Annotated in this window: 8 protein-coding genes and 1 tRNA gene; all 9 read right to left on the bottom strand. The window is 42.3% G+C overall.

The window, feature by feature from the left end; all coding sequences use genetic code 11:
• Nucleotides 1-39: 39 nt before the first annotated feature.
• Nucleotides 40-486 (bottom strand): hypothetical protein, encoded by a 447-nt coding sequence (locus ACO6S2_RS09540; RefSeq protein ID WP_422362271.1) that lies wholly within the window; start codon nucleotides 484-486, stop codon nucleotides 40-42.
• A complete protein-coding gene (locus ACO6S2_RS09535) occupies nucleotides 477-8,111 on the bottom strand; it encodes a hypothetical protein (protein WP_422362270.1) in 7,635 nt (2,544 codons plus the stop codon). Before ACO6S2_RS09535 ends, ACO6S2_RS09540 begins: the two co-directional genes overlap by 10 nt.
• On the bottom strand, nucleotides 8,098-16,170 hold the full coding sequence (locus ACO6S2_RS09530) for a hypothetical protein (RefSeq protein WP_422362269.1): 8,073 nt from the start codon (nucleotides 16,168-16,170) through the stop codon (nucleotides 8,098-8,100). The genes ACO6S2_RS09535 and ACO6S2_RS09530 overlap by 14 nt, the downstream gene beginning before the upstream one ends.
• Nucleotides 16,171-16,209: 39 nt before the next feature.
• Nucleotides 16,210-18,387 carry a peptidoglycan-binding domain-containing protein gene (locus tag ACO6S2_RS09525; protein ID WP_422362268.1) on the bottom strand — a complete coding sequence of 726 codons (2,178 nt, stop codon included), beginning with the start codon at nucleotides 18,385-18,387 and terminating at the stop codon, nucleotides 16,210-16,212.
• Between the two features lie 18 nt (nucleotides 18,388-18,405).
• A complete protein-coding gene (locus tag ACO6S2_RS09520) occupies nucleotides 18,406-18,906 on the bottom strand; it encodes a hypothetical protein (protein WP_422362267.1) in 501 nt (166 codons plus the stop codon).
• Nucleotides 18,903-19,409, bottom strand: a complete 507-nt coding sequence (locus ACO6S2_RS09515) for a hypothetical protein (protein ID WP_422362266.1) — start codon at nucleotides 19,407-19,409, stop codon at nucleotides 18,903-18,905. The genes ACO6S2_RS09520 and ACO6S2_RS09515 overlap by 4 nt, the downstream gene beginning before the upstream one ends.
• A gap of 1 nt (nucleotide 19,410) precedes the next feature.
• A complete protein-coding gene (locus tag ACO6S2_RS09510; RefSeq protein WP_422362265.1) occupies nucleotides 19,411-20,877 on the bottom strand; it encodes a hypothetical protein in 1,467 nt (488 codons plus the stop codon).
• A 567-nt stretch (nucleotides 20,878-21,444) separates the two neighbouring features.
• A tRNA-Cys gene (locus tag ACO6S2_RS09505) sits at nucleotides 21,445-21,515 on the bottom strand.
• A gap of 146 nt (nucleotides 21,516-21,661) precedes the next feature.
• Nucleotides 21,662-23,683 carry a 30S ribosomal protein S1 gene (gene rpsA, locus ACO6S2_RS09500; protein WP_422362264.1) on the bottom strand — a complete coding sequence of 674 codons (2,022 nt, stop codon included), beginning with the start codon at nucleotides 23,681-23,683 and terminating at the stop codon, nucleotides 21,662-21,664.
• Between the last annotated feature and the right edge of the window lie 222 nt (nucleotides 23,684-23,905).

Below are 23,905 nucleotides of genomic sequence, written 5' to 3'. Positions count from 1 at the left end.
TTTGCCTCAAAGTATTTTATGATAAAATTTGAATTACCACTAGTTTGTATTCTGCGCCAGCCGTTTGACAAACTTTAGACCATTTGCAAACGCCTCGTTATATTTGATGAATCCTTGGTTGGTTATCATTTCCTCGCAGCCCAACCTTAGTAGATGCTCCTGATAACCTAATTCATAACCGAAGCAACAATTCAGATACAAACGCTTAGGCACACGACCTCCCAGTAAAGAGATCAAACCCTTTGGACTGAAAATATTATCCTTATATACTATCCCTACATCTTGTTCAGCATGTGCTATCACATACAGCATATCAATGCTGCGCTGTTGCAACACTGCTTTGAGCTCTTTTTCATTCGTTGTGTAAAACAAAATGTCATAGGAGCATTTGTGATTCTTTAGTACTTCTACTACCTGAGTCAGGTGCTCATTAGCCACTTGATTTGCCACTAAGTTTACACAAATTATTTTCTGTCCTATTCCCATATTATGGCATCCATGTTTTGTTCGCCGTAAGGAGTGATGGTTCGGATTTCATATTGACTCTCAATTTCTCCATCGTTTTCATCTAAATCGGGTATATACCCATCCTTGGCATCGAAAGTCGCATACCAACTGGCAATGTCGAATTTATCTTTTCTTTTGATGATCACTGGCTTTGGCATCCAGCCAAATGCCGCCACATTCTTTAGAAGCAATTCTTTTCTTAGTTGTTTGCGAATCACTGCATAGGCGTGAGAAGGTGTAGGCCATACTTCTTCCTTTGTATTGATCTGAGCCGACAATGTAAGTACTTCCTCTGTGCCAATATCGCTAAATACCACTTCGCTCTCTATTCGGTCTTCGTGTTCAAATTCAAAGTTAAAATGATCGTCTAAAGCCTGCGGCTCGTTTAATCCAATCTCAAATACATAGCGCCAAATTTGCTTTGTCACCAGCTCTTTACGAATGCCTTTTTGTTCATCTCCAGTATGATTAAATACTCCGCTAGCCTTGATTAAATATTCGCGAAAACCTAACTGCTCATACACACCATATATTTTACGTTTCACTACGAATCTGACTTTGATTACCCAATCGGAAGTGGGTATGGCCCCAAGGTTCAGTAATACCTCCGGATAAAACAGATCGATACCCGAATAGATTTTTCGGTCATGAATTAAGCTGCAAATGCCTTTGTCCAGCCTATTGGCCACAGCAATGAGTTGCTTGTTATATAATGGATCTTGCCACATGATTTCTTGAACAATAAATGGTGGCGTATTTTTTATGTTATACACTCTACAAGTTTTGAATACTCGCTGAGGCCTTAACCCCTTGCTTTCATCTATAGCGGGTATGGGATTGTAAAGTTCTGGCATAGTCACTGGACGAGGCATACGAAGGTGAAACCCCAATTGCATGCCGCGATGCACCTTTCCTACTTTGTTTTCAAAGAGGTAGGCACTCACTAGTCGATGTTTGGAACCCGATCGGCTACCATGAAACAGTATGCTTTCTGAAGTAGGCAACAGTGGTGCCAACTTATCCTTTTTATTTCCAGCCCAGTCTAAAACACGGTCGGCGGGTAACAGCCAGCCTGTTTCTTGTGCAGAAGCCATATCCTTTCGGGTTTGATCTGTAAAAGAGACCTCCTTGTTCATCTCCAACCAGGGATGTAGTGCATCTTCCTGCTGGTCGAATGGCAAACGACTATGATGGAGTCTCCCTGCACTTGCCCCGTTTAAATGATAAGACAACCCAACGGCACTGCCAGAAGTCATGCGAATAACAGGGACAAACAGCCTAGCAAAGGCAATCTCACTGTCTTGCTCATCGTATACCAACAGCTTAAAAAATCCACTGCGCTTTGGAGTAATAGTCAAACGACCTGCATCGATAGTTACCTCTTGCTCAGTTTCTGTATTTTCATCGATAAGAAGAAGCAGATGTATGTTTTCATCAGGTTCCACTTGCCAATTGATGTTTGTACTTCCCCCTTGTAGTACTTGTTCATCAGAAATGTTAAATGCACTTATAGGCCAACCTGAAATTATAGTAGCTGGCGATTCCGGAGCCACAATGGTATCTTTTTCAACATAGTATACCTCTCCTGCTCGATAATCCGGCATACCTAAGCTCAGTGTGTCCAATTTTTCAGACCGATATGCCAAATGAATATCGGGCTCTATTACATTTTTTGTTGAAACTAAACCCGTCATCAGCGTTTGCTCTGGTGTTGAAGTTCCGCCTAATAAAAAATACATTGGACTAGATAGATTGCTGTTGGATGAATAGGTGCTCGCCCGCAAAAGAAGGTTCTTGTGTTTCGCTTTGACCAACTGCTCCGATACCCAAGAAATTACTCTTCTACGAATAGGACTTGACGTTTGATCCCCTTTAGCAAAAAGAATTTGAAACCATCCTTCATCTGCTTTTATACCTATTCCGAAAGACTTGGTCGCCAGACTTACCCAGCCATTGCTACCTTGATTCCACTCATTTGTAACTTGTGACTGCAGTATTTCAAGAAAAATATCTATCTCCTCTCTATGTCCCGATGAAAATGGCTTATTCACCATTTTCAGGTCAGAAAATGGACTGTGCTGAAAGTAAAGACCAGCAGCCGAAGTTTCTTCTGCCAACCGAGGTAGTCTTTCATGCCACGCAAGTAGCCTACCAGTCCATTTATCAGCGAGGTATTGAAGAGGCGGCACGGCAAGGTTCGGTGTAACAGTTGTGGGCTCCCCAAACTGAGATAAACTCCAATGCTTCAAATAAAATTTATACCAGTAGGCCTTAATACTTAAAACGTGCTTTCCCTCTGACAAATCCACCCAAACCGAGTAGTTGACGTACTTTTTTGTGTTGTGAAGCTTGATAACAGTCCCGCGCTGCGAGTCTATACTATAGTAGATATTTGAATAGGAACGCATACCTTTTGCACTAAAGGCGATCAAATATCTTCCGGAATGAGGCACCTCAAATTCAAACCGTGCATAGCCATGGTATCCTGTATTCAGTCTAATATAAGCTTTATTCTTTGGCAACTCTGCATGCTTGCCAATACTGACATGGTCTTTTGGTCGATAGGTGGCCTTATACAAAGTTTTCATCGCCGTATTTATCTTGATCTGATTTATTCCTAAATAGCGATCAAGCAAAAACAATTTAAGCGTGTGTTTTGCCTCCGAAAACGTAAGTACCCCATTGACTTCTTTCCATAATTTACCCTTTTCTATTTCCAATATTTGAATGCTATGGTCGTCAAGTTGTAAACCCAGCTTAGCCTTATGAAAGAAGGATCGTGTTTCAATTTCAACTTCATAAGTACCTGTGACTTCTATAAGCAAATCATAAGAAACCATGTCACGCCCGCTGTTTCCAAAAAAGTAGCTTTCTCCATCGAACCCGTCATCGTCTCGATGGAGCTTATAATGTTTCAGACTGTATTCATGGTTAAAATGGGAAGCCATAAATTGGCCCGGGACCCTCAAATCACCTTCCCCGGACGGAGTATCAAACCCGAGACGATGTTGATCAAAGGTCACCCAGCCAGGGTCAAAAGCAAATTTTGGTTTAAAAGTCTGCCACAGTCTATTTTTGGCGGTATCCTGTACAAGCACAGGCATTGTCTTATTTTCAAATAGGGACTTGTATGCATGTTGGAACGAATTATTCTCCAGTTGAGCACTTTTGATCAAACCACTTTCATAATCCTTTTCTTTAGGCTTGTTCACCCAAGTCTGCCTCAAACTTTCTTTAAATGCTTCATTCGAAGCTTTTAAATCTATAAGATCTCCTTTCAAATCGTCAATAAACGGAATTTCGATACGAATCCACTCATCTATTGTCTGATAGTCCTTGCGGTAACTAGAAAGTCCCTTGATCGTTTTATACTTATCCTCCCATAGGGTCTCTTCTCTCCTTTCTTCTGACTTAATTGAAGGCATCCCTAGCCAGAATGATTCGTCAGCCTCAACTAGTATTGTAGATGATGATTCAATCCTAGCCGTCAATTGAGACATAAGTTCTGGTGTATAAACACCCATTCTATCTTTATCACCTAAGTTTTCAAAGTATTGTCGCAGCTTTTCCGTTCTCCGAAAAAACGCTTTGGGGGTAACCAAACGTAGCGTCTGTGGAGCAGTCCATCGTATGACCTCCTCTTCTTCCAACTTTAATTGATGCTTGGCCACTGCAGGTATTTCCAAACCGTCATGATCGGGATGAAGAGTAAAAAAGGCTTCAGTATCGGATAAGACTGTTAGAGCATTCGCATTAATAACTGCATCGAATAGAGTGAACCGAACATGGTGTGTGTATATAGACTTCCCTTTTTGCCAAAAGAAAGCATTTTGCCTAGAGATTTCCCCGGTCAATGCGAGCTCCAATTCAGAATCATTTTGACTCCAATGATAATCCATAACTACATGCAGATCATTTTGATTCAGAGTGGACTCAAAACTTAGGTGTATGGATTCAATTTCGGCCGAACGAATTACACCTGTATTTCCGGTTGTGAACGTGAGTTTAGCAAATGTCTGAATCGTTGCATTTTTTGCTATGTGCAAACCTGGTAATAGCTCAAAATCTGTATCGCTTTTGGCATTCAGTGCGATCGATAAGTGCCGTTGATCTATTGTGTTTTCAAAATGATCAGCATTTCGGGTCGTCACCAAAAAATCATTAAAATGCTCCAAAATACCCGCGTTCGTGAGCTTAAACACATATTGAGTCAATGTAAAGGTGAGCTGAAATTCCAGATGAATGAGTGCTTTGGCACTTTCCATTCCCCAGTTGGCTCGAAATTGAAAACCAATCGTCGATATTCGTTCATTCTCAGTTCTATGCTGGACAATGGTGCCGTCCGTTGCATATAACCCTGAGGTAGCCGATGCTGAATGGATCGACCACTCTAAACGTGTCTGAAGCCTTTTATTCAATACACATGGTAATTGCCACTTTTCTCCCAGCAAGAAGAAATTCACGAGACAAGGAGCCGTTTCACTCCCAAAAATGAGCCCCTGATCATAAGATAATTCTCCTTCTATATAGGGCTCGTAGCGGATTTCACCACGTGTATCGACTAGATCTGGGGAAAAAGTATACAAGGGCCACCAAAATTGTCCAGTCAAATCCTGAATCTTCCAATCTGTGTCACTTCTTTCAAATGTGAGTCGCACCTCCTGTTTTTCAGCGGCTAACTTTTTTAGTGTCGTTTTTCTAAAATGAATGACTCCAGATACTTCCACCAGCCTGGGCTGGCAGATCGTATTTTCTACGTCTTCGTCAAACACCACCCGTATGAGGTCTAAAGGCTGAAAGTAAAATCCATCAATCTGACAGTCGTCTAAAGGCCCCCAACTATATTCCCGAAGTAGGATATCCGTATTGCCATCATGGGCCCTATCGAAAAGCCATTGCCCAGATGTAACTTTAATCAACGGTAGACAAGTAAAGAAACACTGACATCGGAAATCTTCTCCCTGCATGTCTATAGTGTTGGCCGACCAAAGCAAGTAACTTTGTCGTCCGTGGTCAGTATCCCTTATGACCCTCCGTGGAAGCATGGGATGCTTGAGCTCATCAAACTGGAATCCAAATTGATCAAAATAGTGTGTTTCCTCCTTGATCAGTCTGGTAGGTGTAAATACTCCTGCTGTCAATTTCCAATCAGATATTGTGGCACAAGGTTCAAACCTTGGCTCCTCTGTACCTTCATTTACTCTTTTAAAATACGACGTGGGTCCTTTGAGCAACTTATCCGCTGTGATGAGAGGAACGTTTTCATCTTGCCTATCCAGCAAAAATAGATCGGCTGCTCCATCAAATACATTCATTTTGACCCATCCATCAAACTCTTGAGTTCCTATCAGATTTCTTACCTTGATTAGTTTCTTATCTATTTTGACTAGAGCATCATTGCTCACCTCTACAGACATCTCCAACATCGTGGCCTCTTGGGTAAAAGACAAGCGCCATGAACGGGATAGTTCTTCCCACCAAACTGGACCAGCTTTGGAGGCGCTTTCTGCTTCCTCTTCATCCGTAGCTCCTTTTTCTGCCGGAGTCTGTAGGGCATACGATTCACTCATCAGTGAAAGCTCGTGACTCCAAATACATTTTAATTGTCCGCCAGACAAGCATCCATTTTTCAAAACAACTGATCCCTCCAGCCAGGTCAAATAAATACCAGGCATCTGCAACGGTGCCCATCCAAATAAGTCCTTCGTTTCAACATCTGGAACCCTCAAATATGCTTCTTTGACAAGCGGCGTGTACTGTGTATGTGAGGGTTTGAATTTCAAATATCTACCGCCTTCTGGCTGTAACGGCATATAAACTCTATTTTTATTTACTCTTTCGGGCACCTCGTTTGGCTTCTGATTGTACGGAAGTATAGGAATGAGTAAAAAATCCAAGGGTTGATACCAGTACAAGGTTTGATTCTGAGTGACATTCGTTATTTTCAACTCAATCAAGGTATCATTCCACTTACCTTCTTTTAATAAAGAAAAAACACCACCCGAAGAATAATCCAGGTCCATACGCCATTCCGGCAAACCCTGTCTGTCATCTGTAGGTTCATGAACAAACGAAAGCGGGAAAAAATCAATCGCACCAGCTTCATTAGATAAGGGTAATTCTGGCGGTAGATCTCCAAATGGATATTCTGATTTCTTGGGTAGGTATAGCGGTAGCATCTTTTCAACACGGACACTAGGTGCTGCTAGCTGTAACTCCACTTTCAGCAAATGGTATTTACCTTGGTTAATTTCAAATTGAAATCTTGCTTCCACATGTTGGGCGTTGGTGACCAACACACTACCCTGGTCTACTGAAGAAATATCAGGAACAATGATCAAATCTTCTGTTTTTGTCCAAGCCACCTCACTCATTCTCAGCAAGCCTCGGAAGAGCTGAGGAACATACTTTGAATCCTCTGATTTTTGGATCAATTTCTCTCGCTTTCCTAAATTTATTTTGAGGGGGCCATTGGGTGTATATATCCAGGCAAGAATATCAGCGTCTGTATGCTTTTCGTACAGTGGTGCTTCGAGTAAACGTTGAATAGAAGAACTTTCCGTTTGCAAAGTCAGACTACCTGTCCATCGCTGTATATGGTTTGATTCATAGCTATAATTAATTGTTTGATCTTGAGGTGTAGCAACACCATGATTCAAAACAATTTCCAAACCTCCCTGGTTAATTTCAACTTCAGATACCAGAATTCGGGCGGTTCCTTGAGCAGCCCCTCTCAATTCCAATTCGAATACGAAAGTGTCAGCCACAAATATTATATCTTCACTGACATATCGCCAGGTCAGTTTTTCTGGCAATGGTGCTGCAATCAAACCGGCAGCTGAAGAATCTTCAGTAGGCAATCCGCCTTCCTTAATTTCGTCTGTTGCATCTATCAATGCGTCCTGCCAATCCAGCAAGTCACTTCTCCAATCACCTGCGTTTTCCTGAGAGAGGTAAAAAGTAGGCTGGTTGCCTACTTCTTCTCGCCTGAGCTCAAATACACCTACCTTTAATTTCTGACTTCTCCAGGGCACATTCTGACTTCCATACACCGTAACCCCTCCTGCATTAAGTTGTATTAAGCTATCGCTCGTTTTTGGAAAATACAAAATGGAGGTCATGAGCATTTCTGCCGTTACGACATGACCAGGTCCAATTATACGAGTGTTTTGAGCATCCACCCATGACGGCCAAATCATTTCTTCTCCTAAAGGAATATTGAGCTCCATGGATCTGGCAATAAGTTCAAGTTGCTCGTCTGATGGCTTTTGTAAAGCGGGATTATCTATCACTACGCGAAAGGCCGGGGCATCTTTTGTGATCGTAATGACTAAGATTTGCTCCCCTTCTGAGTGAGGAACCTTCACCTGTATTGAAGTAACTTTTATATCCGCAGCAACTGTGGCAGGAATTGAGCGTGTGGGTTCTTGTTGTGGTATTCGGAGTGTCAGCCACTCGGCAAAAGTGAATCTTCCATCCTTAACCATTTCATCCAAAAGCACTGTAGCCTCCCATTGCCTCTTAGGGTCAACAAGTAAAATAACCGGCTGACTTGGATCGTCCGAACTTGAGGTTATATGGTTATTTTTTTTATGCCGACTCATCGTTTGTTCGGTAAAAGATTTTAGTATTACTCACTCTATTCCGTCCATAAAGGCGGGAGCATTCCAATTCATAAGCAAAAAAGTCTTCCCTCCGAATCGTTTCAAACAATGCCGGATCAACTTGCACCTCAATTTTGATGTAGGGTTCAAAGGGAGAGGGTAAAATAACCGAGCGAGGGGGCTCAACACTTCCATACGTTTCAAAAAACAACTTATTGCCGGTGGCCTGTACTTCAAACCTTCGTTCAATCAAATCTTCGGAGGATTGATCTGCACTGACCGACTCTGGCCTGACTCGTATTTGGGTAATCCGTGTAAGGTTTTTGGATAAAATAATATTGTACTGAATATCAAAATCCCACAACCGCTGAGCAAATGGTGCTTCATGTCGCCATATAGATTTTTCTAGTTTATCCAGACTTTCCCAAACCGACGGTACTTTCCACCAGATCATCATCCTGTTTGCCTCAGTATAATACCAGCCACAATCCTCTTCAGCAATTACGGGCATTAAAGCAGGCTCTGCTCTTACTTCATCAGATAACTTAACTACGGAATCTACATCGTCTGTCCTTACAAACGCCCCCATGCGATAACCATAGTAATACGGTAAGTTGGGAATTCGAACAACCATCCCCTTTGGCCCCAATAACTCTTCGAATGGATGCCCAAGCAACCCATCTTCATAAGCCATTGGCTCATCACTCTCCCAATGCGGTGCATTTTCCATCATGGATCGCTCTTCTGGTGTAAGCAGAGGATATTTGCTATTTGTCAAGTTGTACCAATTGGTTTCACCTACCCAACCAGATCCAGGCATCAGCCCTGGTTTAACCTCTGCAAAGAGGCTCCAGGCGACACTTCTATATCCCAATTGATTCCTAGCCGTCTCGTTGTTCCTTACTTTGGTCTCTTCTTCGTGTTCGGGTATGAGCCATTCAGAAAACAGACTCGATCCTCGCAAGCGATTACCCAGAAATTGAATAGCTGGAGGCCGCGGAAGCTTAACCCTAGGAAAGCGTACCAGAACTGGATTGGGTTCAGTTTGCGCTTCTACTTTTGGGAACCCAAGTAAGCTGTAAATGAAATGGTACCGACTCAATTTCTTGATTTTGTATGCAAACCTCCTGGCATAATCAAAAGTATAATCGAAACGGATTAAAAGCGTACCATCCTTCCTGACAGATCGCAATAACTGCCCCTGATCCTTCAAATAACTCACCCCGATCTGCAAGGGTGATGTCTGTTGTACCGGAAGGTGACAAGGGTATACGTCTAATAGGGCTAAAATTTCCTTCTCCTTGCCTACCATTCCAGACAAAACACCCTCGTTTGCTGCTGTTACATACTTTCCAACTATTTGAGTGAAGTGAGTTGCTGTTTGATGTTCATAATCTGGATTGTCTTCATGCTTTTCATAGGTGGAAATCACAGGCCACAAGCTCAATCGGAACATATACATCGGAGTTGATTGATCTCCCGCCAATATCATTTCCAATACTGGATGATACCTACTCCAATGGTCATCGCCTCTGAAAACAATATTGATTTGATCAGCTAATTCTTTTAGGTTGACTGAATCTTGACCTTTCATTAAGGTAAAGTCGACAGACCTACCTAACCATTTGAGCATGGCTGACCCAGTAATATCTGCGTCCGAATTGAACTTTTCTTGCATCATGGCAAATGATACTTGTTCCATACTGGATTGTGTGGGCAATCCACCAGTGAGTGTCATCTCAAATTCCAAGGCACCAAAAGTTTCAGTCAATAACTGCAACAACTCATATAGACGAACATGGATCTGAGACCCCTCTGGAAGAAATGATTCATTTTCAATTGGTTTCAACGCAGGAAACTCCTCCCCCCAATCCTGGTAAAACTCTAAATCTTTTTCTACAATATATTCGACCAATGTCTGCTGATTTGGAGTCAGCAGATTAACACTCCATTGCTCCATTACATTAGTTTGATTGGGTTCGTTCCTTAGAACATACTCAGGAACCACATCCAAATTGGCTAATTTTTCATAGTACTTAAAGTCATCTGCTATTGTAGTATCTCTGTTTCTCGCATACACTTCATACCCTCCAACTAGATATCTTCCTTCCTGATCGATATGACGTAAGTGAGGAAAACGCATCAGCAGTTGCCGCTTTGTCGGATCCAAATCTTCTTGATAAATGATAGGTGAACCCAGACTTCCTGAGAACACGGGAAACTCTGTCCGCATAATTTCATAGCGTATATCCTCAGCATGCACCCAACCTACGGTTTCTTTTGACCAATTGGGTATACGCTCTAAATAAGGCAGTTCCAGTTGCTTGACCTCAGCACCACCGGCACGACCTATTTTATAATTTACCTGCGCTACAACCAAACGACTGGCATTGCCTTCTTCGGAAACTGCTCTTACATAAAAAGTATGAGCTTCTCCATAGCTCAATTGTTTAATGATATGTTCATCGATGGACTGATTGAGGGTATTCGTGCTTGCCACGAGTCGCAGGCCCTCGGTAGTAAGTAGAGATTCGCCCTCATTATCCTGATGCTCAGCAACCACATCCCCGTACCCTAAAAAGCTCCCAGGAAACAATGTCTTAGATCGGGTCCAAATTTCATAAGTAATAGCCCCCTCCCATTGTCCTACCTCATCTGCTTCCTGAATAGTAAAATCAAGTGTTTCTTTGGGTTGGCCATCCGCAATCAACTCAATATCATAAGTAGCCCTGATATTGGCTGGTACAGGAGGAGGAGTAAATCGTTTTCGTTCGGTGATTATCTCTGTCACCTGAGAGCGATTTCCAAACACATCCACAGCCATCACACGATACAAAAGTTCATCTCCAATCTCGACTGTGCCACCCTTTTCTATAGCCTTCACTTCGGGGTCTTTGGGCTCATTGAGCAGGTCAACATATTCAAACCTGGGTACAACGAGGAAAAATTTCATCAATCCAGCTCCCATGTCTTGCAACGCCGGTGCGTAGGCGGGTTTAACCTCTTTACTTGTGACTACATCTTCATCTTCATTGCGTGAAAGATTTATTCGCTCAATTCGATAATGGTCGAAAAACTCGAATGGATCATTTTCAACAACATCTTGACTCACACCGCTTGACTCTACCTCGGTCATATCATAGATATTGTTTTCGCTATCTCGGCACTCCAATATCCAGGAAAAATACAATCCTTCCTCGTCTTGAAACTCCAACACATCCTTAATTCTATAGTCAAACTCATTTTGGGCAAAACCCAAGCCGCTTTCCTTTGGATCAAGCACTGCATTTTTCAACCCTTCCGTTACTGTTTTAAACACTTTTTGATTCTCCCTAATCGTTTCGAATGAAGTCAACGATTGGACATCAAGTGTGATCGGTTTAGTGTCATCTTCAACGTTGAAGGCAAAGAACACACCTGCTCTTTCTAATAGCTCCAGGTTGGCTTCTACACCCAAAGCAATAGATCTAAACTGTTCTAACATTTGACTGACTATTGAAGAACGACTTGATTTCAGTATTTTAATTTTCTCCAGCAAGCTCTTCTTCCAATGATCTGCTTCAATAGCATCCTCGGGTTTTTCACGAGGAATTTCTTCATGTTTTGCACCAAAAAGCATCTTCATCAAAGCATCATTGTTCACTATGCGCTCACACCAATCCGTATGCGCAACGGCTACTTCTTCCCATGACAAATCTGTACCTTTCTCATTAGCGAAAGCCGTTTCCATCACAGTATCATACAATGTATCTTTTTCGAATTTGGGAGACCGCACATCTGAACGAAGGCCAGCATCAAATTCAACACGTTCGTTGATATCACTCCGCACTCGTTTGTCTTTGAGCAGCTCTGGCAAATTCAATTCTATGGCCCGGTCAATGACCCTCAGCTCCTCTTTGACATGAACAGATTCATAAAATAGATGTCCTAATGGAACCTCCTTACCTGATTCGTCTTTTTCGGTCATGGGTTGATTCCAATCTATAGTCTTCTCCAATGTTAACAACCCGTTTTGCCTCGATGAGTTAATTCCAGGACCCTCTGTTAGCAAGCTTAAATTTGAGATGTCTATTTTAAGCTGATAGTCAAATGCAGACTGAATGGCATAAACATCGGTAGGCATCTCATCTTCCTCATAACTGGCTATTTCAGGATTGGAAAACCAAACATCTTCTAACGGAATGGCCATCAGGTAAATCAACTGCTGACCCTCAATTTCTTTTCTCAGATAAAAAATTCGCCAGGCCGGAGTCTCCAACAACACCTCTGGCATGGGTACCGTTTTTTTAGGGATTAATGGAATAGTTTTTTTTATTAATTCGTTATCTCCTAACCCTGAGGTACCTTCAAATACTCTTCTATAGGCTTCATCCAAAGCGGGTTGGTTAATAGAAAACGAAACAGAGGCAGCAAAGGAAAATTTCCATATCCTTAAACCTACGGTAGCATAACCCGCCATGCCAAATCCTGCATCCGATATCCCAAAGCTTACGCCTGCGCTTAAGGTCAGTACAATACCAAAAGAGATGGTAAAACTGATATTGATCTCCCAAAACCCCAAATCAATTACAAAGCCTACCCGCAAGTGTAGATTGATCAAAATGAGCGCATTAATACCCACCATACCCCATAGCGCGGCCCTGTTACCAATCCGCAACATAATGATACCAAAAACCCCGATGTAAATGATAATTTCTACACTGAGAGCTGCAATACCAAAATCAATACCAAAACTCAGTCGCTTATCGATCGCTATCTCGAAACCAACACCAATGGTAACCGCTCCAGTAGCTTTCCGAAAGATAATGCCTGCATTGCCTGTATATAATCCGAGCGGAAAGGATAGCTGACGTGGCCAACCAAACTCAATGCGTAACAGCCCGGGGCGAGTTTCAAAAACAAATGAGAAAGGCTGTCGTATGAGTGCCTGAACAATGGCTGGAGGCACACCTTCGGGAGCAGAAGCAGTAGGATCCACAATAAATGCAGCAATAAGATGTTTATTCCTTGCCGAATAATAAAGCATCCCTTTGATAGCCGGTTTCATCATTAAAGAGTTTTGCTTCAATTGATTCAACTTACCAAACAACCACCCTCGAATAGATGCCAGAAATGTCAGATCACTCCGAAAAGCAATAATGATATCTCCAACCAGAGGCGATGTTTCATTTCTTCCACCCACACCATAAGTCAACCAAGAGGAAAAGACCACCGTCCAATTCGCCTCCTCACCTTCCAGATCATTAACCCAGGATTCAGGATGATGCGGCGCTATTTTTTCGCCACTTGAGTCTCCACTCAGCAAAAGAAGTGGTTGATCCATGATGCGCAAGGTTTTTCGCCACCCAAAGCCTAACCCAATATCCCGCAGATAAAAGCCATTGACAATTTCTGTATCTATACCCTCCAGCTCGGCAAATACCATCCACATTCTTACCATCTGATTGTCGGACTCTCGTCGGACCCTGGCAAATTCCATAATCACGTTGACCGCAATGGACTTATTTATGATGAGTTTACCCATTCCTTTGAATCCTTTGTAGTCATCGGTATCTATCAGGGAAACAGAGCCAAACAATTCGAGTGTACTTTTTATGGTGACGTGTACATCCAGTTGCTCCAGGCTAATCCTTGGTAAGAATTCACCTCGGGCTGGCGCTCCGATTCTCAGACCGTGAAAATCAGCCTCCGTATTAACCGAGTCTCCTGCGCTAAAAAAGACTTGTCCTCCTAAGTCCAAAGCAGCTTCGCCGGCTTCAAACCCTGAGCCTATTCCTATACTCCTTACCTCGAATCCAAACACTCCAAAAAGCTCCACTCTTTTTGGTTGAGAAAGATCTATTTTAAGCTTGATGCCAGGCGGTAGCCTATCAAACGACTTGGTGAGTACAAGGTCCGTAAACTCCACTTCAAGTTTCTCAAAATAACTCAGAAAAGTAGCTGCAGAGTCCGGCGGTGGTTTAAAGAGAATACTACCAGTGACTTTTAATAATAGCGCAGGTTTTGGCCCGCTGAAATCCAAGTCAATATTTACACGTTCGAGGCCCAATTCGATCCACCAATCGGTTTTGGTATGTAAACCCAGCTGAAACTCAGCCTTCACATCAGTCAGTCTAAACCCTCTTCCAAATACGATTTTCAAGCTGCCCGTTGCATTATCCATCCATGGCAGAGGTCCTGTAGCTGCTAGCTCAGCAAACTCTACTTCACTTCTTTTGATGCTAATGGCTCCCGACGCTCCTTTGAAGTGATCTCCAATCCCGTTTAATTTGGATGTGCCGCCAATCATATGCGCTTCCAAGTCCAGCCCTCCCGAATCGATTAACAAATTGCTTACAACCAGTTCAAATCCGCTGGAAGTATCTCCATCTTCAGACAAGCCTACAAAATATGCTTTTAGATCCTCTGCCTTCAGTACAATGCCTCCTGCCCCCCATTCTGCTTCGATACTTTGTAAACCAACAATTTTTAATCCTCCAAACTCGATTTCATTGGTTTGTACATCCACACGAATTTGACGACCGATGTCAAAAGCCAAGGCTTCCAGATCCATAGCCATGGTCCAATCGCACTTCATTTCTATGATTTCATCGAATATTTTAAAGCCCAAATCGACCTTTAAATTCAATTCAATCACACCTTCTATATTTCTACTGGTGGCTCGAGTAATGTCTAATTTCACACTGGGTGACGTGCCATCCAAACTTCCCAATTTGACATTTTCCAAGCTATCCAAGGCCTCAGGAGGAATTTCCATTGGAAGTTCTTTCAAAAAATTCAATGCAGGCAGTGATACTGGTGGATCTTCCCAAGTAGTAGGAATCTGTAGCTTGCCCAATTCAAGCTCCTTGTAATCATCAAAAAAATCGAAAGTATACCTGAATTTAACTTCCGGTAGATCTGTGACCCCCTCTATTGGCAGAAGCGTCGCAGCTTCTCGTGCGAATGATAATAGTGATTCTATTTTTCTGATGATTGGGCCTCTCAGCTCTATACCAGTAATGGTTTGTGTAGAAGCCCCATCAGGTGCCGGAACTTCTGAACCTAGTCGGATAAAAAACTCGAGATCAATATATTTTTCAACGAAAGTGAAGCGCATTTCGAATGCTGCTCTGCCTAACAGCCACAGCTGCATGCCCGCAAACTCGGCTAATTCTACAGCATCCGGCGTAGATATCTCTAATGAAAAAAAGTCATTTTCCTCGTCATCAGTTCCTGCGACTAAGTAGAGATAATCATCGATCACATCTCCAGCTTCCTCCATCTTATCAACCAGAGCCGAAACATTAATAAGCCCAAACGAGGAGCTATTTAGTGCATCTCCTGCACTGTCTAATACATTGCCGATAGTGGAAAAATCCAGGTATGCCCGCCACCGTGTCCCTGTCCAGTGCGGCGTATGCAGATACAACTTGCCTGTCACTGAAAATGGCCAAGCCATTTCAATGGCAAGCTGATCTCCTATTGAACTAACAACCGCCTCACCTTTTGTGAACCCTGGAAAATAAGATGGCAAGCTATCCAATTCCCAATTGACCTGAAGCACTAGTTGGTAATCAATGGGTCCTGCTTCCTGCTTTAATTTGAGCTTCCACCCCCATACTGACACCAATCCAAGGAGCTTATCTGTGGCTCCTTCCAGCCCTTCAAAAGTTAGCTCTGTAATTACCGGCGGTACAGGTTCAGGGGCTTGCTCTTCTTTACCACTCTGCTCCGACTGTTCGGTTGGCTCCTCTCGTTGAGTATTTGGCTCTTCGCTACCAGCTTCTGTACTAACAGGTGGAGGAAGCTGACTAGACCCCTTTCTGAGTCCTATAATGAAATCTTCCGTTGGGTCGAGCCAAATGGGTTGCTCCAGTGCTATCTCTCGTAATTGTATGCGATTGAAATAACCTGGTGCGTCAGGATCTTGGGTATCACGCACTACCCCTATTCGCAAGCCATGTATAGATTTAGCTTGCGGCGAAGCAACTTCCCCGTCTTCTAATTCTGCTGGTGCGACCAATAGCTCCAACCTTGGAAAAGAGGGACCAATTCCTACCCATTTTTTGTTATTCATTTGACCATTAAAGCGCTAACTACTGTGCCTGTCAAATGATTAAGCTTTAACCAATATATAATCCCATCGAATCTCTACATTGTCAAAATAGGCATCAATATCCCATCCTGAGATATGCATACCATCCAGAAACACACGAACTGCAAAACGGGGAATACCTGTGGGTTGTGCCTTCAATGCCAGAATTTTCTCCAATGAGAACTTTATTTCGGAGGAAGTGATCTTTTTCCACGTATTATACTGGTCTATATGTCGTTCATTAATAGTTTTCCCGTCTTGTATACCCATTAGCTTTGTAACTGCAGCACTCGGGCCCCACTTCAGCACAAAATCATTGGGATCGTCTCCTGCAGACAAAGCATCATTGCCTGTATAATCACCTGTGGCTCCTACAGTCCCAGATCTCAATTCCAGTAGAACCCTACCTTGGTCGCTTTTCCCCTTTTTCAGAAAGCCTAAAAGATTTGTACCCGAAGAAGCCTTATCGGTAAATAGGGAACGAAACATGGTACTGGCCTGAACTTTTAAAAAGGTTTTTGCAGGATCTATATCAGTAGTACTAATGCTTGCAAAGCGCTCAAATATTTCCGGTTCAATATCCACATCCTGGTACATGCGTGATAGGCCGTTTTGAGGAGTGCTACTATCCCAAAGTCGATTGCCACGAGGGGTACCGCTCCTACCAGGTCTCCAAGGTTCATTTTCTCGTGCGGCAAAGAAAAATTTACCATCTGAACTTGCCCCCTCTGAGAAGATGCCGCCATCATATCTAGTCTTTGCAGGATTTGCCAGATTAATCACTCTTCGGGATTGGATACCGACGAAACCCGGAACAATTTTCACCTTATCATTGGGGTACTGTTCATCGGTAGCTATTTTCCATGGACTGTTGTCATGCGTTACAACCTGGCCAGGAACAGTATCTGTAGGAAAGCTACTGAAGGTCTTACTTACCATATAGTAGTTGTAATTCGGGTCACTATTTTCGACAAGCACTTCGTTGGCAATCTCATAATCATCGGCTGTTCCGTTGATTAATTTCAATTTTCCTCCCGCAATTTCCGGATTCGGTGCCTCACCACTAGCACGTTTTGCTCTTTTGATATTTTTTCCGGAGTGATCCAGATTGAACAATCGATTGAGCGTTTCATTGTCCAGAACTGTAGTTTGTGGAAGGTCATTTTCGCGCTGAAACCATTTAATGGCTCTGAGAAAACCGTCATTACTCAGTGGGGTTCCCCCTTGAGCAATATCCAATAGCGAAGCTAGGCCAGCAGTATATCCTAACTCCTCTAAAAGGCTTTTTAGTTCATGTACATCTGCATTTAGAAAATCTTTTTCTGGTTCTGCTAATACCGGAGCTTCTTTTGCCACACTACTTTCAAACAACCGAATATCCGAGTCCTTATAGTTTACTTCAACTGTTTCTGATGGCCGCGTAGCTCCAGATTTTTTACCCATGGCATACAGCCCTTTGACAAAATCATCTCCATTTTTTGGATAGTGCACATTCCAATTTAATTGATACGCCCAGGCCATAACTCGTAGTTTACCCGAATCGATCAGATTAAATTGCTTTAGTTTTTCATCAGCACCAGGTCCGTCCTTGTACATTACTCTGGCTAACATATACAACTCATATCCGATCCTATCCAAATCTTGTGGGGAAGGAATGTACTTTAAATACTCCTGAGCCTTTGTTGCCCAATCACTTGACATTCCTCCATCAGCGCCATCTGTGGATATTGGTATTACTTGGGCACCATCGCTCGGAGGGGTAAAACTCTTTTTTAACGCATCTAAAAACTCTCGATTGGTCGCTGTACCGATAGTCTGTAGAGCTACTTCAAGAAGTGCCACCAAAGAATCTATGCCAACAAGCATACTTCTCCCGTAAAGTGTTAAATCCACAAATTTAGCCATGATGAAGGTTAGCCCTTGTACACCTATTCTAGTTGTTTCACTAATGTATTCAACCCAAGTATCTTGTGCACCTGTGTCGGACTTAGGCCTGACAATTCGTACATACCTTGGATAATCGTTCTCGTCTCTGGTTCCCTCGATGGATTCACGCATTACCATAAAAAGGTACGCGATGGCGTCGAAGGGATTATCAAATTGTGCAGCAGTTGCAGGAACCGTACTGCCGTTGGTCGATGGGACCGCTGATGTATTTGAGGTTCCATTTGTTGGGGCAATCTCTATTGTTTCAGGCATAACGCAGGTTGTTTTAGTTTATAAATTTATTTCATGTTTTAATTTTCTAAGTATTCCTGATAGTCCAGGTTCCTGAGCTATCAATCTCCCTATATTTGTTCGCATAGATTCGATATCATCGGGTTGAGGCAGATATCTTCCCATAGCGTTTACACCGGAAGTATCTATGTCGGGTAATGAAGTCATGAATCTGCCCAAAGCCTTCATAAATTGATCTCCTGAGACTTTCGCTTGCTGTCCCATTTGTCTTAACTGTCCGGTCAAAAAATCAAGTATCTCTGCGGCTGTTTCCAAAAAAGCAAATACACTATCCAAGGCAATCGTAGCTGATAGTAGTTGCGACAAGAAATCATCCAACCACTGCAAAACATCCGTCAAGTTATCGAGGATCGTGTTGATCGTCTCCTTCTCAAAAAATTCAAGTAACACCTCTGCCAGGATCTCTTCACCATTCAAAAAATCGAACAGCTCATCGAGGGCAACATTGATTGTCAAAGTATATGTTGTGGAATCGCTCATAGCAGTACTTTATCTCTAATATTTATGAGCAAACCCTTCGCTTTCTCAAGCTGAATGGCCAAGTCGACCAGCATTTGATGATCCGGCACTGCCTTATCTACGAACCTGGAAACATCGCCTAGCACTTCCTCCATTTTGCCTGCAAAACTTGCGTGCGCACTGAAATTCATGATTTCCTGTCCTGTTGAAGTATTGATACTCAATGAAGCATTCAACAAGCCAGTAAATGTTTTAGCGGAGGCTATGATCATATCCAGCATCACTTTTATCTTTTGCAGCTCGGGGGCCAGCCACTCCAACCCTTCTTTCAAATCACTAATAAAAGATATGATGTCATTGACCATGTCTTTGAGGAATTCATTGATTTCTACAATCAGTTGGTCTACTTCTGGTAATTGTGCCAGAAGAGATAAGTCTACTTGGGGCATTCGTTCTAAATACTCCACTGCAGAAGCTAGCTGCAGCTCAGTAGAATTGACCATCACTTTGAGTTCGACTGCCATATTATGCCCCTTCTGGTTGTAGTTTCTTTTGGACTTGTTCGACTGCCTCTTCTTTCAATATTTCCCAGGCAGCCTTTAATAGGTCATTACCTCCCTTCAAACCAGATTCAATGATAAAAAACCTGACTAGGTAAGCCTCCCATTCTACTACTTTGGCTTTGATCCCATCCGTATCTAGTCCGAGGCTCTCGTAGTGCAGCTGCAAAATATCCTGAATGATGTCATTGCCCTCAGTATGGATTCTATACAGGACTTCGCCTAAACCCCGACTATCACGCAGCGCACCTATAAACTCCATCAAAGTCTGTACGCCCAGGTTTTTGATGGTTTTAAAAACAAGCGAAAGCTCATCTGAGGACATAGTATAAGCTCTGTCTGACACGGCTTGAGCAAATCTTTCTAGTGGAAACTCACTAAAAAAATCTTCGTGTTTTTTGAGGTGACTGTAAATTCTTTGTGGTTTTGACAACACATACTGTAGCTCTGGCTTCATTTCCAGAATAGCCGAGGACATTGGTTTTTTTACATAAATGATATGACTAAGATTAGGTTTATCTCCTTGTAATCTGATTCGCCATGCCGGGTCCGTTTTCATCAGACATTCATTGAGCCATTCGAGTGATTTATCCGATAATCCCGTTAGATCGAGAGCGGCTTGTCTTCCAATTTGAGAGAAATCATTTTTTTTAAATACAACTCCTCCGAGTCTATTTCCAAGATATAATACCACTATAGGGTTTTCGAGAGCATAGCTTTGAGATTTTTTCTCCACCAATTTCTTGAAATAGACTTCACCCAATCTATACAGAATGGATAGAAGCTCTTTACTACACCAAAACGCATCGCTTGTATTCGAGATATCAGGTGATTTGGTGATTCCCAACCAAGGAGCCCCCAAAAACAATTGCCAATGATTGTGAAAAGTCTTCCAAACGGAGTCTGCATAGTTGAAAGCATAGTCATGAAGTTCCTGATAATTGTGAATAACGTCTCCATCTATTGACTTATCGTATTGGTCTGTTTGTCTCATCAGGGCCTCTAACAGGCGCATGCCAGACTTTATCTGCTCTGTTCCTTGAGCTAAAATCCCAAAGGCTTTTAGATTGGCCTCGAGAGCGTTTTCATCTTCGGTTTCAAAATTTACTTTGAACTGTTCTACTCGTGAAAGGTTATTTTTCTTTTCCAGGGTTAACTGAAGTTCTGACCAAACGTTCTGATTTATGGATGGTTCTACATCAATCAATCCATGAGCTACCTTAAATTTATTCAGTGCTTTGACAACCTGTTCGTGGGTAGCGGCCGATTCAATAATCGAGGGATACAAACAATGAAGCCAATCAACCAATGTTGAACCTGCATACGACTCAATATCCAGTACCGAATCCTCCAGTTCTGGGGGTTGAATAGTCTGGCCATTTATAACTATCTGACGATACTCTGATGAATGTAAGTTGGTCCCTCCTGTCATGCTCACTAAAAGTTTTGTGAAGGTCTCACACCGCACTTATCAGATTTAACGGCATCAATTATCCAATAATCAATACAATTACAATAGACTACGCTATCAAAAAAATAAGAAGGCTTCTTGATGGAAACTGTCGGGATGACAATAGGAGCAGCATAGGGCTTTTCGACACTAGCCATGGAATAACTGGTTGTATGCTGCTATGGTAATGTACTAATTTTATTTAAATTTTACAATACCTGATGTTTGCTTTGTCGGCATCCAACCAATAACCCTATACCTTAGCTTATAGTATAAGATTAATACTTGATAAGCATTTGGCTAAACCAGTATCTTCCATAGTTTTATTTGAGTGAATTTACTTCTCCACTTGCAAGCCTTTTAATCTTGACCCGAGCAGTTCAAATTCCTTAAATGAAAAAAGACCTCTATTGCGGTTTTATCTTAAGTTATGAGTGGATTGTTCATACGTTCAAGCATGCACACCGCCCTCGTGATTTAAAAACTCGAATCGAATCAAAAACGTTTAAATAAGAAAGGGCTGCTCGATGAGCAACCCTTCTTATCTAGAGGTCCCGAGCGGATTCGAACCGCTGTACGAGCTTTTGCAGAGCTCTGCCTAGCCACTCGGCCACAGGACCATTTTTTGGAGACACAAAATTAGAATTAATTAAATCTCCTGCAAATAATTTAGCATTTCTATTCGCTAAAATATTGCCTTTTTATCAACGCAAGGCACAAAAAAAAGGTACACCGTGGTGTACCTTTTCTATAAATATATTTCTGATTAAGATTCAGCGCCTTCAGCAGCTTCACCTTTATCTTCTTCTTTCTTAGCAGCAGCCTTTTTAGGAGCAGCTTTCTTGGCAGCTGGCTTAGCGCTAGCTTCCATTTGCTCTTTCAATGCAGACAATGCAGCGATATCACCCATTGTAGATTTCTCAGAATCAGCGTTCACTTTATCTACACCTTTGCTCTTAGAAGCAGACTTCTTCTTAGGTGCTGGAGCCTTCTCCACTACCTCGTCAGAGTATGTCGCTACGTGAGACAAAGTGATCTTTTTATCATCCTTAGAGAAGTCAACCACTACGAAGTCAAGACTCTCACCTACTGCAGGCTTAGAACCGTCTTCCTTCTTCATGTTCTTAGTAGACGCGAATCCTTCAAGACCGTAAGGCAACTCAAGAATTGAACCTTTATCGATGATGTTAGTCACTGTACACTTGTGAGAAGTTCCTCTAGCGAACACAGTTTCGAAAGTATCCCAAGGATTTTCTTCCAATTGCTTATGACCTAGTGCCAATCTTCTGTTGTCCACGTCAAGCTCAAGTACTCTTACTTCTAGCTCTTCGTTTACGTTGATGAATTCAGAAGGGTGTTTCACTTTCTTAGTCCAAGACAAATCAGATACGTGAACCAAACCATCGATACCTTCTTCTAGTTCGATGAACAATCCGAAGTTTGTCAAGTTTCTCACGATTCCTTTGTGATCTGTGCCTACAGCGTATTTAGTCAATACATCCTGCTTAGTCCATGGATCTTCAGTCAATTGCTTGATGCCAAGAGACATTTTTCTTTCGTCTCTGTCAATCGTCAATACCACAGCTTCTAGCTCGTCACCAATGTTGATAAAGTCTTGAGGGTTTCTCAAGTGCTGAGACCATGACATTTCTGATACGTGGATCAAACCTTCTACGCCAGGCTGGATTTCTAAGAATGCACCGTAATCAGCTACATTCACAATCTTACCTTTCACTTTAGATCCAATCTCAACAGATTTGTCTAGTGAATCCCATGGGTGCTCTGACAACTGCTTCATACCCAAAGAAATTCTCTTCTTGTCGTCGTCGAAATCAAGAACAACAACATTTACCTTCTCATCCAGCTTCAATACTTCTTCTGGGTGATTTACTCTACCCCATGAGATATCGGTAATGTGAAGTAGACCATCTACACCTCCAAGATCGATGAATACACCGAAGTTGGTCATGTTTTTGATCACACCCTCTAGTACCTGACCTTTTTCAAGGTTCTCAAGGATTTGAGCTTTTTGTTTTTCGAGATCTTTCTCAATCAAGATTTTATGAGAAACAACCACGTTATCGTTAGTGTAGTTGATTTTCACAACTTTCACTTCCATTTTCTTATCTACAAATACATCGAAGTCTCTGATTGGCTTCACGTCGATTTGAGAACCTGGCAAGAACGCTTCGATTCCGAAGATATCTACGATCAAACCACCTTTGGTTCTTCTCTTCACCATACCGTCGATAACCAAATCTTCGTCGGCAGACTTTTGGATTTTTTCCCAAGCTCCAACAATCTTTGCTTTCTTTCTAGAAAGTACCAACTGACCGTTGTTGTCTTCTTGCTCTTCGATGTAAACTTCTACAGAATCACCTGGCTTAAGATCCGGTGTATCTCTGAATTCTGACGCAGATACCAATCCATCAGATTTGAATCCGATGTTTAAGATCACGTCTCTTGAAGTCATACTCACAACAGTTCCTTCTACTACCTGCTTTTCTTCGATAGTATTTAAGCTTTCGCCATAAAGTGCTTCAAGCTCTTCTTTCTCCTTCTTGTTGTATCCGTCTCCGAATCCTTTTGGCTGAACGTTGTCCCAGTCAAACTCTTCTTCCTCTTCTACAACTACAGCTTCTTTCTTAGGAGCTTTCTTTGTTGCTTTTTTCTCAGCCTTAGGTGCTTCTTCTTTCACCTCTTCAGCAGGCGCAGCAGCTGTTTCTTCTACTGCAGTTTCTTTAGCTGCTTCAGTTGACTGATTTTCTAATTCTTCTTTGTTTTCCATTATAATGTGAGCCCTGATTTACAGCGTCATTCCGGACTCGGAAAATGCGCCATTTTGTTTGTGTTTTTCCCGACTAACCGGGACCCATTCACTCGAATGGAGCGCAAAGATAGGTAATTAATTAGATAATAGAAAGACCTATGTACAGGCCTAGAAACAAAGCAATAAATTAAAAAAGGCCCTATCAACTAGGGCCTTCTACTTCTATTCACTCAACGTTTA

The organism is Reichenbachiella sp., from assembly GCF_965233835.1.
In the GTDB taxonomy this organism is placed as follows: Bacteria; Bacteroidota; Bacteroidia; order Cytophagales; family Cyclobacteriaceae; genus Reichenbachiella.
This window is presented reverse-complemented; position numbering and strand designations above follow the sequence as displayed.

Bases quoted from the DNA above. Each gene is read 5' to 3' on its own strand.
- ACO6S2_RS09535 (WP_422362270.1), bottom strand. From the start codon at position 8,111: ATGAGTCGGCATAAAAAAAATAACCATATAACCTCAAGTTCGGACGAT.
- ACO6S2_RS09510 (WP_422362265.1), bottom strand. From the start codon at position 20,877: ATGACAGGAGGGACCAACTTACATTCATCAGAGTATCGTCAGATAGTT.
- ACO6S2_RS09515 (WP_422362266.1), bottom strand. From the start codon at position 19,409: ATGGCAGTCGAACTCAAAGTGATGGTCAATTCTACTGAGCTGCAGCTA.
- rpsA (WP_422362264.1), bottom strand. From the start codon at position 23,683: ATGGAAAACAAAGAAGAATTAGAAAATCAGTCAACTGAAGCAGCTAAA.
- ACO6S2_RS09520 (WP_422362267.1), bottom strand. From the start codon at position 18,906: ATGAGCGATTCCACAACATATACTTTGACAATCAATGTTGCCCTCGAT.
- ACO6S2_RS09530 (WP_422362269.1), bottom strand. From the start codon at position 16,170: ATGAATAACAAAAAATGGGTAGGAATTGGTCCCTCTTTTCCAAGGTTG.
- ACO6S2_RS09540 (WP_422362271.1), bottom strand. From the start codon at position 486: ATGGGAATAGGACAGAAAATAATTTGTGTAAACTTAGTGGCAAATCAA.
- ACO6S2_RS09525 (WP_422362268.1), bottom strand. From the start codon at position 18,387: ATGCCTGAAACAATAGAGATTGCCCCAACAAATGGAACCTCAAATACA.